Source organism: Lactiplantibacillus sp. C232 (assembly GCF_023806725.1).
GTDB classification, from domain to species: domain Bacteria; phylum Bacillota; class Bacilli; order Lactobacillales; family Lactobacillaceae; genus Lactiplantibacillus; species Lactiplantibacillus plantarum.
Genome location: NZ_JAMSKZ010000001.1, coordinates 40,271 through 54,639, shown reverse-complemented (window position 1 = coordinate 54,639; position 14,369 = coordinate 40,271). Strand labels below are relative to the sequence as shown.

Annotated in this window: 13 protein-coding genes; 6 read left to right on the top strand and 7 right to left on the bottom strand. The window is 45.8% G+C overall.

From position 1 onward, the window contains the following. Positions 1 to 127: 127 nt before the first annotated feature. The 6 genes from MZO41_RS00245 to MZO41_RS00220 all read left to right on the top strand — a co-directional run bounded on the left by MZO41_RS00245 (position 128) and on the right by MZO41_RS00220 (position 6,892). Positions 128 to 985 carry an ABC transporter ATP-binding protein gene (locus MZO41_RS00245; protein WP_003643164.1) on the top strand — a complete coding sequence of 286 codons (858 nt, stop codon included), beginning with the start codon at positions 128 to 130 and terminating at the stop codon, positions 983 to 985. Continuing rightward, a complete protein-coding gene (locus MZO41_RS00240) occupies positions 982 to 1,719 on the top strand; it encodes an ABC transporter permease (protein WP_011101359.1) in 738 nt (245 codons plus the stop codon). The genes MZO41_RS00245 and MZO41_RS00240 overlap by 4 nt, the downstream gene beginning before the upstream one ends. A 20-nt stretch (positions 1,720 to 1,739) precedes the next feature. Then, positions 1,740 to 1,907, top strand: coding sequence for a hypothetical protein (locus tag MZO41_RS00235; protein ID WP_011101358.1), 168 nt, complete (start codon positions 1,740 to 1,742; stop codon positions 1,905 to 1,907). A 397-nt stretch (positions 1,908 to 2,304) separates the two neighbouring features. Then, positions 2,305 to 5,256 carry a YhgE/Pip domain-containing protein gene (locus MZO41_RS00230; protein WP_013355440.1) on the top strand — a complete coding sequence of 984 codons (2,952 nt, stop codon included), beginning with the start codon at positions 2,305 to 2,307 and terminating at the stop codon, positions 5,254 to 5,256. Positions 5,257 to 5,759: 503 nt separating this feature from the next. After that, positions 5,760 to 6,140, top strand: a complete 381-nt coding sequence (mscL, locus tag MZO41_RS00225; protein ID WP_003643168.1) for a large-conductance mechanosensitive channel protein MscL — start codon at positions 5,760 to 5,762, stop codon at positions 6,138 to 6,140. 104 nt (positions 6,141 to 6,244) lie between these two features. Beyond that, entirely contained in the window at positions 6,245 to 6,892 is a 648-nt protein-coding gene (locus tag MZO41_RS00220; RefSeq protein WP_003643169.1) for a deoxynucleoside kinase, read from the top strand. Between the two features lie 181 nt (positions 6,893 to 7,073). On the opposite strand, the gene MZO41_RS00215 is transcribed toward MZO41_RS00220, so the two are convergent. The 7 genes from MZO41_RS00215 to pepV form a co-directional block, all read right to left on the bottom strand. After that, entirely contained in the window at positions 7,074 to 7,760 is a 687-nt protein-coding gene (locus MZO41_RS00215) for a glycerophosphodiester phosphodiesterase (RefSeq protein WP_011101356.1), read from the bottom strand. 20 nt (positions 7,761 to 7,780) lie between these two features. Further along, positions 7,781 to 9,133 (bottom strand): ABC transporter substrate-binding protein, encoded by a 1,353-nt coding sequence (locus tag MZO41_RS00210; RefSeq protein WP_021355926.1) that lies wholly within the window; start codon positions 9,131 to 9,133, stop codon positions 7,781 to 7,783. Beyond that, positions 9,130 to 9,972 carry a carbohydrate ABC transporter permease gene (locus tag MZO41_RS00205; protein WP_003643172.1) on the bottom strand — a complete coding sequence of 281 codons (843 nt, stop codon included), beginning with the start codon at positions 9,970 to 9,972 and terminating at the stop codon, positions 9,130 to 9,132. The genes MZO41_RS00210 and MZO41_RS00205 overlap by 4 nt, the downstream gene beginning before the upstream one ends. After that, complete coding sequence (locus MZO41_RS00200) at positions 9,972 to 10,937, bottom strand: carbohydrate ABC transporter permease (protein ID WP_021356523.1); 966 nt, start codon at positions 10,935 to 10,937, stop codon at positions 9,972 to 9,974. Before MZO41_RS00200 ends, MZO41_RS00205 begins: the two co-directional genes overlap by 1 nt. Further along, the gene (locus tag MZO41_RS00195; protein ID WP_033098977.1) at positions 10,912 to 12,012 is read right to left on the bottom strand and encodes an ABC transporter ATP-binding protein; all 1,101 of its coding nucleotides are present in this window, start codon (positions 12,010 to 12,012) and stop codon (positions 10,912 to 10,914) included. Before MZO41_RS00195 ends, MZO41_RS00200 begins: the two co-directional genes overlap by 26 nt. A 339-nt stretch (positions 12,013 to 12,351) precedes the next feature. Next, positions 12,352 to 12,858: a universal stress protein gene (locus MZO41_RS00190; protein WP_003644234.1), complete on the bottom strand. Its 507-nt coding sequence runs from the start codon at positions 12,856 to 12,858 to the stop codon at positions 12,352 to 12,354. Between the two features lie 26 nt (positions 12,859 to 12,884). Continuing rightward, the gene (gene pepV / locus MZO41_RS00185; RefSeq protein WP_013355438.1) at positions 12,885 to 14,288 is read right to left on the bottom strand and encodes a dipeptidase PepV; all 1,404 of its coding nucleotides are present in this window, start codon (positions 14,286 to 14,288) and stop codon (positions 12,885 to 12,887) included. Between the last annotated feature and the right edge of the window lie 81 nt (positions 14,289 to 14,369).

The window sequence follows — 14,369 nt, the reverse complement described above, 5'->3', positions numbered from 1 at the left end:
CACCATTCGGCCCCAATATGCCCCATTACACCTTGATTTAATCACATTCGACGATTGTTCCAGTAAACTAGATTTTGTAGAAGCCACTACGCTTCCAAATCAAATTTAAAGGAGTCAGCGATCAACGATGACAATAAAAAATGCAATCGAAGTGATTAACATTGCCAAATCATTTCAAAATACGACCGCGCTGGACCAAGTTAGTTTTACCGTCCAACCAGGTGAAATTTTTGGCTTTTTAGGTCCCTCGGGATCGGGAAAAACAACCACCATTAAAATTCTAACCGGACAATTATTACCAACGAACGGTGAAGCCTACGTCCTGGGTCAGTCTGTCCAAGCATACGACGAACACCGCTATGAAAAAATCGGCATCGTCACGCATCAAAGTGGGCTTTACGACAAATTATCGGTATACCAAAACCTACTATTCTTCGCGAAAATGTTTGGTGTCCCGGTTGCACGTGTTGATAAGTTACTTGAACGAGTTGGTCTCAGTCAACATAAGAAAAAACTCGCTGGTAAGTTATCTCAAGGTATGCGTCAACGGCTAGTTCTGGCCCGAGCAATTCTTCACCAACCGCAAGTCTTGTTCCTCGATGAGCCAACCAGTGGTTTAGATCCCCGCACGACCCAAGCAATTCACGCACTGATTAGGGAATTACGCGACCAGGGTACAGCGATTCTGCTAACGACTCATGATATGCTGGAAGCCACTCGTCTCTGCAATCGTGTCGCCTTACTCAACGCTGGCCGCATCGCAGAATGTGCAGCCCCACAAGCATTGCAATTAAAATATAATCGCGACCAGCAGTATCGCGTCCACATTGCATCGGCAGCGCAAGATTTGTTACTCCCAGCATCTCCTGAGACGACCTATCAGATTAATCAGTGGATGCTTTCTGGGCAACTTGAGACGATTCACTCGTGCGAGCCGACCCTTGAAGATGTCTTTTTAACCGTAACTGGAAGGAGCCTAAAATGAGTTTATCAGTAACCAAAATAAAAGCCTTATTCGGTCTTAAATTAAGACTGATCATTTCAAATATGAGTCTAATGACTGCCCCAATCATGGCCATTTTGTACGTCGTTTTCATGAAGAGTATTATGCAAAGTAAAGCACCATCACACGTCGCCCTGATTTCCCTATTACTGGGAATGGGACTATGCTTTAATATCGTTATGGGTGGCATCATGATGACGAGTTATCCCTTAGCCGAAGAAAAAGAACACCATACGTTACGTGTCCTAATGACCTCTTCCATTACCGGGCCCGAATTTTTTATCGGTAGTTTATTGCCACCACTAGCTATTATGACTGTAACCAATTTGATACTGGTCCCCCTAAGCGGCGCCAGTTGGTCGCAAATTCACTTAGGAAACTTTTTATTGATTACTATTATCACTAGTTTAACGAGTCTCGTGCTCGGATACATTATTGGTCTGATTGCTAATAGTCAAACTCAAGCAGGCGTCTACAGTATTCCAATGATGCTGATTTTAAGCCTGATACCGAATTTCGAACAGTTCAATACCACCCTTAAAACCATTAGTAGCTATCTTTATACCAGCACGATTAATCACTATATTACCGCCTCATATGCCACTAATGGTTTTTCATGGACGCTTCGTGAGGTACTGACGCAACTCGGATGGCTCGTGATTACCTGTGGCATCTTCTTCTATGCCTACCGTCGTCACGGCCTTGATAATGACTAAAATTTAGGAGGTTTTCAATCATGTCAACTTTAAAAATCGGAACAACCGTCAAGTTACCAAAACCATATTTGGAAATTGTGGGAACGATCATTGCCTACTACGCAGCTAAAGATCAATACTTAGTTCGGTTTGGTGTTAGCCAACAACTCTACTTCAAACCAGATGAACTAATTGTCTGGAAATCTTAACTGCTTATCTCATACCAAGCCCCTTACTTTGAAATATCATGGTAAGGGGCTTCTTTTCCACGTTCGGACAATCCCGCAGCCGAATCGACGTTGGCTATGTTATAGCAATGGCCACCCAGCCTAGAAGGTGCGCGTAAGACGCGCATTTGCTGATGACCAGTAACCTAACGACACATTTTTATCATAATTGATGACAGCTCAATTCATGCTATGTATACCCATAATATTTTTAAAATCATAACTTACCCTTAATTTTAAACCCCACTTGCACTCAAAATGGGGTTTAAACCCCACATGCTGTCTTGATGATGTGGTGCTATTTCTGAAACCTGTTATCCTCTTTAATGCACACACGGGGTTTCATACAAAATAGACAATTAAGGGAGCGCAAGCAAAGATGATTAAAGCAGAATGGGCGTATATGCGCAAACACAAACTAATGATTATCGTCATGGCAATCATTATGTTCATTCCATCAATTTATGCCGTGACATTTTTACGATCAATGTGGGATCCATACGGTCGGTTAAATAATTTACCTGTAGCCGTCGTCAATCATGATCAGCCAGTCACGTACCAAGGGAAGCATCTCAGTGTTGGGCGCAATTTAACAACGAATTTAAAAAAATCTAGCGCTTTGAAGTTTCAACAAGTCAACGCGAGTCAGGCACAAGCTGGCTTGAAAAATGGCCGCTATTATATGGTGCTCACGATTCCAACCAATTTTTCGCGCCACGCGACCACCTTACTCAATCACCAACCACAAGCCATGGTGCTACATTATGATACAAGTGCTGGACATAACTTCGTCGCTAGCAAGATGGCCGATTCGGCGGTCACTTCGATTCGGTCATCCGTCGCCCAAACGATTACAACGAGCTATGCCAAAACGATGTTTGCCGCTATCAAACAACTTGACAGTGGCCTCAAAACAGCTGCTACTAATAATCAAAAGCTAGCCACCGGTGGTCAGCAGCTCCAAACTGCCAACCAAAAAATCGCCACCAACCTGGACACCCTCGCAACTAGTTCGCTGAAACTAAAACAAGGGAGTCAAACACTGACGGTCGGTTTAAACCAATATCTTAATGGCATTTCACAACTACAGGTGGGTAACCAAAAAGTGGTTGCCGGTCTAACACAACTGCTCGTCAAAAGTAATCAGTTAGTTGCTGGCATGGCTCAACTCAACACCGGGGTTCAAACTTTAAATCAAGGTGTTGATCAATACGTTGCTGGCGCCCAGCGAGTGAATACTGGGACTGTCAAAGTCAATACTGGTGCCCATCAGGTGGCCAGTGGCACGCAACAATTCAGTAGTGGTACCGCTCAACTGGCGACTGGTACGCAACAACTTAGTTCCGGTTTAAACGCTTATGCGGCCGGTGTCGGCAAGGTCAACACTGGTGCCAACAAGCTTAGTCAAGGTGCTAATCAACTACAAGCACAGACCGCTCAGTTAACGGCTAAAACGACGGCCCTAACGAGCGGCTCAAGTCAGCTAACTACTGGCATCCAGACACTAGGTCAGAACAGTCAGTCCCTCACCATCGACTTGCAAAAATTGCAGACGCAACTTAAGCAACCAACCAACAATCAAGCCACGATTAGCGCAACCGTGGCAGCGCTGAAAAAGCAGGCTGCTGGTACCGACTTATCGTCCGTTAAAACCGCGCTAAGTGCGCTGACATCGGCTATTAAAACTAGTGCGGCGCTTCACGACAATGTCGCCGCAACCGCTGACAGTCAAAATTTGACTGCGGCACAAAAATCAGCCATTTTGGCAACGGTTGATCAATCCGCTAACCGTGACGCCATCAACGCCGCCCTTGCGAGTTTAACCACGGCCATCGCCCAGTCGACGCAACCGGCTGTAGATACGACTGCTTTGACTAGGGCCCTCAGCGCCACGACTCAACAGCAGGCTGACCTTGTCTCCACGGTCACCCAACTCACTACCGGTGCGCAATCACTGACGACCGGTATTCAATCTGCTGGTAACGCGGCTAACAAACTGAGGACTAGTCTAACCCAGCTGAACACGGTCCTACCTAATCTCACTAATGGCATTGGGGCCGTCACTACTGGTGCGACAAACTTGGCTAGCGGAACAACAACGCTCACAACTAATAGCCAGCAGCTCACCCAAGGCTTTAAAACACTGGATGCTAACACCAACTTGCTCAATCAGAGAAGTCACCAACTGGCTACGGGTGCGGGGCAAGTTGCCGCGGGTTCTCAACAGCTGACCGCGGGCACGCGTCAACTCAGCACCCAGGGCAACCAGCTAACACAAGGTGCCAGCCGCGTGGCTACGGGTCTTCAATCTGCACAGACCAACCTACCCAGCTTAACAACTGGCATCTCACAGTTAGTTACGGGCAGTCAACAAGTCACCACTGGCTTACATCGACTCGGCACAACGGGTATTGCACTCGCTAATGGCAGTCAGCAACTCACTAGTGGCAATGGGCAATTAGCCACCGGAGCTCAGCAACTAGCCGTGGGTGCTAACCAAGTTACAACCGCTGGTAATAAGATTCAAACTGGTAACCAAGCATTAGCGACCAAATTAGGAACGGCCGCAAGCAAGGGGAATCTCAATCCATCAAAACTGACGTATCAACAAGTTGCCAAACCCGTCACTACAACTCACCAGGACCGTGATGATGTACCAAACAACGGTACTGGTATGGCGCCGTATATGTTAAGTGTCTCGTTATTTGTCGGCGCGCTCGCCCTCAATATGATGTTTGATATGTATACCCCACGCAAACACCCGCAATCGGCACTGGATTGGTGGAGTAGCAAGGCCAGCATCATGCTCGTCTTTTCAATCATGGAAAGTACGATTATGCTCGGCTTGATGATGTTAATCAACGGACTCAGCCCGATTCATCCGTTTGCCACTTGGTTGTTACTCACGCTAACGGCGCTACTCTTCATGACGATCGTCGCTTGGCTTAACCTTGTCTTCGGCAAAGCTGGCGCCTTCTTCAGTATGGTACTACTAGTCTTACAGCTCGGTGGTTCAGCCGGAACGTATCCAATTCAGCTGTCAGGTCACTTTTTCCAAACAATCCACCCGTGGTTACCAATGAGTTACAGCGTCAACGGCTTGCGGCAGACCTTGATGACTGGTAATTCTGCTCTTCCTGAGATGGGCGTCTTAGCACTGATTCTAATGCTGTTTATTGCTCTGACCTGGTTGTTCTTTATCCGTCGTTACCCTCGGCTGGCTCAAATTGACTTTGAAGACCCCGTCGCCGTCAAAGCCACTCAGAGTAAGTTAGCCACGTTGGTTCGGCGAAAGGCTCAAGCTAAAGCATCTGACAATAAAACGAATTAGTTATTTGGATTTATGATCTCGAAACACTGCCAAAACGACTTTCTCTATATCAGAGAGAGTCGTTTTTAGCAGCTAACTAAGTTGACGACTTTACCCAAATGGTGCTGTTAATTCTGATTCGCTGGTCAACACCATAACCTACTACCATATTATTAGTATTCGTGAAAATCCCTACTAATATTGAAACGACTTCCCCATTACTTGAGACTGCTTTTCACAGACTCATTTTGACCGGATGTCACACACGCTAAGTCACCTAACTTGTCAGTCAACAGCCCAACCAGCTAAAACCATTAACTAGTCTCAAATGCACCACAACAATCATTCATAACAACATTAAGTCACTATCCAAACAAAACTAATCATGATACCACCTCAAATTAGTATGGGTATGCTTTAGTTAGGGACAAGCTTACGGTTAAATTAGATTGGTATATTGATTGAGTCAGCGTTTGATTTTGGCTATACTGTTAACAGTCAATTAATAAAGGAGTGCGAGTCGCATGATCAAAGAATTCAAGGAATTTATTGCCCGCGGTAACGTGATTGATTTGGCCGTTGGGGTTATTATTGGGTCCGCTTTTACGGCCATTGTTAAATCGTTGACAGACAACTTAATTAATCCACTGATTGGGATTTTCTTAGGCAAAGTTGATTTATCCAATCTAAAGTTCAGTATCGGTGATGCTACCTTTAAGTACGGGTCCTTTCTAAATGCCATCATTAATTTCTTCATCGTCGCCATCGTCGTTTTCATTCTGGTGAAAATTATTAATAAAGTGGTTAAAAATGAACCAGAAGAACCCGAGGAAGAAGAAGTCGATGTTTCCGCGCAATATCTAGAAGAAATTCGTGATTTATTAAAGGAACAGGCTAAAAAATAAGTGAAAATAGCTCCCAAGCAAATTTTTCATTAAAAGTCTATATGGTATTAAAACTTTTTTTGAGATACAATATATTGTGCAATTTTTTATAAAGAGGGGCTATCATGGTGATAATAACAGCAGGAATGATTGGGGTCGGCAAAACCACGTTAACGGGGTTAATTGCTGACCACCTTGGAACTAAGGCATTTTACGAACCGGTTGGCGACAACCCCGTATTGCCACTTTATTATTCGGATCCTAAGAATTACGGGTTCCTATTACAAATCTATTTCCTCAACAAACGTTTTGCAATGATCAAGAAGGCATTGGCCGACGATAACAACGTCCTCGACCGCTCCATCTATGAAGATGCCCTCTTCACCAAAGAAAACAACGCTGAAGGAAACATCTCTGACACTGAATTGAATGTTTACTTGCAACTACTAGACAATATGATGACCGAATTGACTGAACTGCCTAAGAAGGCACCAGACTTGATGGTCTACTCTGAAACTGACTTCGATACGATTCTTTACCGGATCAAGAAGCGTGGTCGCGACTACGAACAGTTCGACCACAACCCTGAACTGGAATCTTATTACTATAAGATGTGGACCGCTTATCGGAAATGGTACGATGAATACGATGCTAGCCCTAAAATGAAGATTGATTTACAACAGTACGACTTGGAAAAACCTGCTAACCAACAAGCAGTGCTGGCTCAAATCGATTCTGAATTAGGCAAGATTCGCAATCCAACCACAGTTTAATTAATCATGCTAAAAGCGCCAGTCCCGATAATGGGGACTGGCGCTTTTATTGCGCACAATCTAGCGAGCAAACAATACAGAAACTTCTTAATGACTCGCGACCAGCTAACTAGGTAGCGCGGGTAGTGTCGCATTACCAAACGACAATCTTTGAATGCCGCACTAGCACAATTGCGCTCGATTACATGGCTGCCCGGACTTGTTGGGCTAACTCAAAGTTATTGGTAATCACCGCATTGACCGAGGCTGCGAACAATTGTTGCATTACGATTGGCTCATCCACTGTCCAAACCCGTTCAGCAACATGGTGTACAGGTTGATAGTGTTCAAGATGCACCCCTTCTAAGTGTTCGTGAGTCGCAAACTCATCCGGATTACCCAGACGCGCTGAAGTCAAAAAAGCATATTTCTGGCTGGCATCAATGGCGTAGGCCCGCTGTAAACTCTTCAGATTAAACGACGAAAAAACGACCGGATAAATTAAGTCAGTCTGCCGGACCATCCGTAGCACAATCCGCTCGATATCAAGATAATAGTGTCGATCAGTCTTCAACTCAAGGTTCAAGTGAACGGGCTCTCCACTCACTAAGTTTAAAAATTCTTGTAAGGATGGGACGGGCTCTCCATTTGCTAATTCAAATCTACGCAACTGTTCGAAGGTCAGATCCGCAATGGCCCCTTGCCCATTAGTAGTTCGATCGATTCGTTCGTCATGCATAATCACTGGTATTTGATCCTGGGTAAGATGGACGTCAAACTCTAAGCCATCGATATGATGACTGATGGCATACGCAAACCCAGCTAGCGAATTCTCAGGAAACTTAACGGGAACGCCCCGATGACCATAAATCAACGACATATTTGGCACAATTCTTCAACTCTTTCCAATTAATGACGACCGTTTGCACGGTTATTTGATTCTAACACTTTATTGTACGTATTTTCAGCCGTTTGCAACGATTGTCGAATATCTTGGCCTGCAAAAATCTGTTGCATCGCCGTTTGAATCGCTGTCCGTGCGGGAACCCAACCATCGACAAAGACACCTGAGTTCGTATTATTAGGCTTCGTTCGTAGCATCTGATTACCAGAAACTTCTAGGACCGGCGACTTCTTGAATAGTTTTTTCAGCGTTGGCTCGTCCTTAGCCCCCTTATTAACGGCTAAATAACCAGTCTTAGCTTGCCAATCGGCTTGCGTCTGTGCGCTAGCGAGAAACTTAGTGAATTCCCACGCGCCATCTTGGACCGCGCTTGGTTTATCGTTCGCAATCCAAAGTGCCGCCCCACCAACTGCGATTCCGTTGGCTCTCTGACCATTCGGCCGTGGGAAATATGTGACACCTAGATCATTTTTGAGCACTTGATACAACTGACCCGTGTTCGCGGACGATTGCATGAAGATACCCAAATGGCCTGCCAAGAAAGAAGCTGCTTCATTTGCAGCAGCATTACCACCCGAACCAAAGTTCATAAAGTCACCATAGTCAATATTTTCTTTAACCCACTTCATCGCATTGATCGCCGCGGGACTCGTAAAGTCGACCTTAGTCGCATTGCCAGTATGACCATTATCACGATTGGCAACGGGAACACCTGCGTTAGCGACCAGCTGCTCGAATAGCCACGAATAGGCCTCCATTGTCATTCCCTTGACTTTGCCGTGGGATTTGTCGTGGATGGCCTTAGCGACTCGCGTGATATCATCGTAAGTCGGATCCACTGGTGGCGGCGTAATCCCGTACTGACGCAAGACCCTCTTATTATAATAAAGCGCCGTTTGCGATGCATTAAACGGCATTGCTAGCAATTGATTGTCGCGCATCACGATCGCCTTGGCGCCCGGAATGATTTGATCAGCATCGTAATGGTCACGGTCAATAAATTTCTGCATCGGTGTCGTGAAACCACTGTGATACATCTGACTGGTGGAAATATCCATCGATTGAAATAGCGCTGGTGACGCGGCCGTCCCATGCGTATTCAAGATTTTTTGAATGACGCCATTATAGCCACCCTCAAACTCGGCTACAACTTCATATTTGGACTGTTGGTGATTAAACGCTTTAACGTAGGCGTCAATCGCTTGTTGACCAGGACCTTTCATCTCATGCCAAAACACCACTTTAATGCGACTACTATCCGCATGGACACGGGTCCGACTATAAGCGACCCCACCCACTACCAAGAGGACAACCATCATACCGGCTAGCCACTGCCACTTTCGCGTTATCTTCATCATTTCACCGAACCTTCATTCAATCCAGATTTAAAGTAGTGTTGCCCCCAGAAAAGGACAATCAATGTTGGAATCACCACGATGGCGGCACTCGCCTGAACGAGTCCCCAATTCGTAGCGGTTTCCTCCGAATGCAATTGCCGCAATCCATCTTGGACCGGACGTAGCCGATTTGAAAACGTGGTTAGCATTGGCCATAAATATTGGTTCCAGCTTCCTAAAAAGCTGTAAGCAGCTAGCGTCAATAAACTAATCCGTGAGTATGGTAAGGCAACGCGACAGTAAAATTGCCAGTGTGAGAGACCATCAACATCAGCGGCTTCCTTTAAGTCTCGTGGAATTTGCAGAAAGGCTTGGCGTAACATGAAGATACCAAAGGCCGAAGTTAAGAACGGGATAACCATCACCGCATAGTGATTCAACAAGTGCATCGCACGGACCGTGTGAAAGTTCGGAATCACTTCAGCTTCAAATGGTAGCATCATAGTTGCCAAGACCAAGTAGAACAACGCATCCCGATACTTAAATTCTAAAAACACAAAGGCGTAGGCGGCAATTGATGCAAAAAACAGATGAGCAATCATCTGAATGATTGAGATCACTAAACTGTTAAATAAGTAGCGAAGAATGGGTGTTTTGGTGAACGCATCCTGATAGTTCTGCCAAGAAAGGGTTCCGCTCAGTGATCCTTTCGCAATAGTCGTCGTTGGTAAAAAGCTGGTCCACAACCCTAAAACAAACGGTAAAATAATGACTAACGTTAATGTAATTAATAACAAGTACCGGAATCCGATACCGATTCGATGTCGAATCAGGGCTTGAGTAGCCATTGTATTTTCCATTAGTAATGCACCCGCTTTGCTAAAAGTTTGAATTGGATTACCGTAATCGCTGCAATAATGATTGCTAGTATGATCGATTCCGTGCTAGCAAGCGCATAGTTACCATCAACGAAGGCATCCCGATAAATACGGTAAACTAATAAGTTGGTGGCGTTCGTAGGCCCACCCGCAGTCATTAAGTCAATCAATCCGAAACTCTTGAACGCTGAGATCAACGTAATCACCGCCGCAAAGAAGAGTGTGGGGGAAATCATTGGCAACGTGATATGGATGAACTGATAACGCCGACTGGTCCCCGCCACATCGGCCGCATCATATAAGGTTTTAGGCACAACTTGCAATGCCCCAAAAAAGATCAGGAAAGTAAATCCGAGGTGCATCCAAACGCTCGTCATAATAATCGCCACCATGGCCCAGTGTGGCTCCGTTAACCAATTAATTGCCGGTAAGTGCATCCAGATGGCCACCTTATTCAACAAGCCCACGGATGGATTAAACATGAATAACCAGAAAATTGCGGAGACCGAGACAGACACTCCCATAGTCGAGGTAAACATAGTTCGAAATAGCTCGATACCCCGAACCCTTTGATTGGCAGCGGCCGCTAACAGTAACCCCCCAATTAACGTGAACACTGTCACACCCACGACATAGATTCCAGTGGCTTGCAGGCTAGCAAGATAACTCTTAGTCGTCAGCAAATTAAGGTAATTTTGCAAACCAACAAAGACGGTTGGTTCACCAAGACTATTAGTCAAGAAAAAGCTTAGATACAAGGTGCGTAACATTGGATAGAAAACAAAAACACTGAGGGCGAGTATTGAGGGCCCAAGAAATAGCCAAGCATAATATTTATCATTACGCTTTAATTCAAAACTGCCGGTCTGCACATTTGCTTGGTCATGCGCATCTGGCGATTGTTTCGGCTTAAGGCGTCGCTTAATCGACGGAAACGAGTTGATCACTAGTAACACCCTCCTCTTCAGCAATCAGTTGTTCGTGCTCATCAAAAATGAAGATCTTACCATTAACGGTTACATTCACCCGCTGCTCAAGTGGTAATTGGACCTGACCAGATTGTGCAATTCGCAATGCCGTCCCGTTATCAGCCTGCACTTCGATAATCGTCATCTCGCCCAGTGTCTCGACATTCGTAACCTTGCCATTACCGCGCTCATCAGTAACTGGTACTGCGTTTAGCTGATTAGGTCGGATACCAATCGTATAGCTCCCCGCGTTTAATGGTTGGTTAAGCGCAATCTGAAAGCCCTCCGCGACGTGTAAATTACGAGCGGTTTTCGTCACCACTGGCAGTAAATTAATCTGTGGCGTACCGAAGAATTCAGCGACGAAATGATTAGCAGGATGATTATAAATATCTAACGGTGTATCAATCTGCTGCACGTGACGCTCATTTAACACCATTACGTGATCGGCCATGGTCATCGCTTCAGTTTGGTCATGGGTGACATAAATCAATGTCAATCCGAGCTTACGTTGCAGTTCGCGAATTTCGGTCCGCATTCGCACGCGTAGTTGCGCATCAAGGTTTGATAACGGTTCGTCCATCAGGCAAACCTTAGCATCACTGGCAATCGCCCGAGCCAAAGCCACTCGTTGCCTTTGACCACCAGATAGTTCGCGCGGCTTGCGGTCACGATAAGCCGTCAAATTGACCATCTTCAACGCGGCATTGACCCGACGCTCGACTTCCGCGGCCGGCATTTTTCGTGCTTGTAAACCAAACGCAACGTTGGCAGCCACGTCCAAAAAAGGGTACAAGGCATAACTTTGAAAAACCATTGACAGCTTTCGATCTTTTGGTGGGACTGCATTCATGATCTGACCATTGATGGCCAGCTTTCCACTAGTAATTGGAATAATACCGGCAATCATCCGCAGCAGCGTACTTTTACCACAACCGGATGGCCCAACAATCACGAATAACTCCCCGTCTTGAATCTCAGCATTTACATCGTTTAAAACTGGCTGTTTCGCCTTATCATACGTCTTTGTGATGTTCTGCAAGGTAATTCCCATATTCATATCCCCTCGACCTTTTATTTGTAATTTATTAGATTACTCTTTAATCATGCCAGACCAACGTATCGGGAATGTTGGCATAATGTAAAAATAACGTATGGGTTATGTATTTTTTTCATAAACAGCGCCCCACCAACAAATTCGGAGTGAATAAAAAATAGTTGTTTCAAGAATTTGTACATTCTCGAAACAACTATTTAGTCTGTGTCCTACCAGTTAATCTGTCATGGATGATAACGGTCCACCGTGAGTCAGTTTTCTCTGTGTCCGATATCGAGCTTGAAAAAGCCGCTCAAATGTTTATCCGGACACTATCGGATGTCCTAAAAATTTCAATTAAAGCCGACGAGTGGTATGCTTTGGCAGTTTGACTGGCTGTTGATCAGCATCTGTGCGCACCACCAACGTGTCACAGGTAGCATTGCGAATCACATAAGCAGCATTAGAGCCAATTAACACCCGTGCCACGTTGTTAAGACCTGTGGCCCCAACAACGATCAAGTCAGTGCCATAGCGGTCTGGTAAAGTCGTCGCTAACAATAACTTCGAATTACCTGAATGTAAGTGAACCCGCACATCGCTGACACCCGCGGCCATCGCTTGTTGGCGGGCCTTAGCGAGATTCGCTTTAAGACCGGCCGTCAACTCGTTCAATGCCTGCGGTGTCGTTGCGCCAAAACCCATCGGCCCTTGAGTCACACCAATAAATTTCTCAGTATTAATGACCGTCACAATATCCAAAGCGGCATTTTGCTCGACCGCGATCTTAATTGCTTTCGTTAAAGCTAATTGGGACTGAGGACTCGTATCGATGCCGACTAAAATGCGTTTAACCATCGTCATAACCATCACCCTCCATTAAAGGATCACTATTTGTCGGTTGCTAACACGGCAATTGATTCAGCGTAAATCGCCATTGCAGCCATTAATTCGTCAATTGGTTGGAATTCATTGGCTTGGTGCATCGTATCTTCGGTATCTGGGAAGAGTGCCCCAAAGGCAACCCCACGAGCCATCATCCGGCCATAAGTCCCACCACCAACAATTTGTGGTTGTGAGGCCGTGTCACCAGTTTGACGCCGGTAAACGTCCATCAAATCCTTGACGATCGGGTCTTCAGGGTCAACGTAATGTGGCACCATGAAGTCACCCTGCGTGACCGTGGCACCAGCTGGTAACTGCGCTTGGACTTTCGCCGTTAAATCAGCAGGTTCGATTCCCTTCGGATAACGGAAGTTCAACGTTAACGCACCACCCTTTTGATGGTCGAAGCTGAGTAACCCGACATTCATCGTCAAATCACCCATAACGTCATCCTTGTAAGCTAAGCCTAACTGGTTCGCCCGTGAATCATCGTGTAGCTTATTAGCCACGAAGTCTAAGAAAGCAGCGGCATCATCAGCAAAGGCATAGTTAGTCAAGAACGTTGCAAGGTAGGTTCCGGCATTGATCCCGTTACGTGGTTCCATCCCATGGGCGGCCTTTCCAACAACTTCCAGCTTAACGCCTTCAGGAACGACCGTTAATTCACCAGTTACTGGTTGCTGGTCCAGGAACGCTGTGAAGTCGGCCGCCAACTGCTCGTTGTCATCCGTCGCGACCACGGCTTCGGCATCACGCGGCACCATATTTTCACGCAAGCCAGAATCAAAAGAAACAAGGTTAAAGTCGCCATTATCTTCATGATCGAAGTGTAATTGCAGACTCACATTTCCCTTTTCACCATTGATCAACGGGAACATGGCATCTGGAGAGAAGCCCAAGGTTGGCGCTGGTTCAACTTCAAAGTAGCGTTTCATTCCAGTCCAATTACTTTCCTCATCGGTCCCAACGATAAAGCGAATCTTCTTATTGAGCTTCAAGCCAAGTTCTTTGACAATCTTTAAGCCATAGTAGGCCGCCATTCCCGGGCCTTTATCGTCGGAAACGCCGCGGGCATACATCTTGCCATCCTTGATGGTTGGTTCGAAGGGGTCCGTATCCCAGCCGTTACCAGCAGGCATTTCATCCACATGGGCTAAAATTGCCAAGGTTTCATCCCCCTCACCAATTTCAGCATAACCGACCAAGTTATCAATGTTCTTGGTCTTAAAGCCATCGCGTTCCGCAATCGCTAAAAACGTGGTTAACGCTTGCTTAGGACCAGGGCCTAAGGGTGCATCATCCGTCGCCTGGCTATCGTCACGAAAGCTCGGTACGCGGAGCATGGTGGTTAAATCTGCTAAATAATCATCTTGATGCTTAGTTGCTTCATTTTTCCAATCAACTGACATGTTAAATTCCTCCCACATATTGTTACCTCAATTTTATCATAGCTGTCGTCAACTTAATAATCGTAAGTAACCGCTTTTGGA

Excerpts from the sequence above, each read along its gene's own strand:
- MZO41_RS00245 (WP_003643164.1), top strand. The coding sequence starts at position 128 with ATGACAATAAAAAATGCAATCGAAGTGATTAACATTGCCAAATCATTT.
- MZO41_RS00210 (WP_021355926.1), bottom strand. The coding sequence starts at position 9,133 with ATGATGAAGATAACGCGAAAGTGGCAGTGGCTAGCCGGTATGATGGTT.
- MZO41_RS00240 (WP_011101359.1), top strand. The coding sequence starts at position 982 with ATGAGTTTATCAGTAACCAAAATAAAAGCCTTATTCGGTCTTAAATTA.
- MZO41_RS00235 (WP_011101358.1), top strand. The coding sequence starts at position 1,740 with ATGTCAACTTTAAAAATCGGAACAACCGTCAAGTTACCAAAACCATAT.
- mscL (WP_003643168.1), top strand. The coding sequence starts at position 5,760 with ATGATCAAAGAATTCAAGGAATTTATTGCCCGCGGTAACGTGATTGAT.
- MZO41_RS00190 (WP_003644234.1), bottom strand. The coding sequence starts at position 12,858 with ATGACGATGGTTAAACGCATTTTAGTCGGCATCGATACGAGTCCTCAG.
- MZO41_RS00220 (WP_003643169.1), top strand. The coding sequence starts at position 6,245 with ATGGTGATAATAACAGCAGGAATGATTGGGGTCGGCAAAACCACGTTA.
- pepV (WP_013355438.1), bottom strand. The coding sequence starts at position 14,288 with ATGTCAGTTGATTGGAAAAATGAAGCAACTAAGCATCAAGATGATTAT.
- MZO41_RS00195 (WP_033098977.1), bottom strand. The coding sequence starts at position 12,012 with ATGGGAATTACCTTGCAGAACATCACAAAGACGTATGATAAGGCGAAA.
- MZO41_RS00205 (WP_003643172.1), bottom strand. The coding sequence starts at position 9,972 with ATGGAAAATACAATGGCTACTCAAGCCCTGATTCGACATCGAATCGGT.
- MZO41_RS00230 (WP_013355440.1), top strand. The coding sequence starts at position 2,305 with ATGATTAAAGCAGAATGGGCGTATATGCGCAAACACAAACTAATGATT.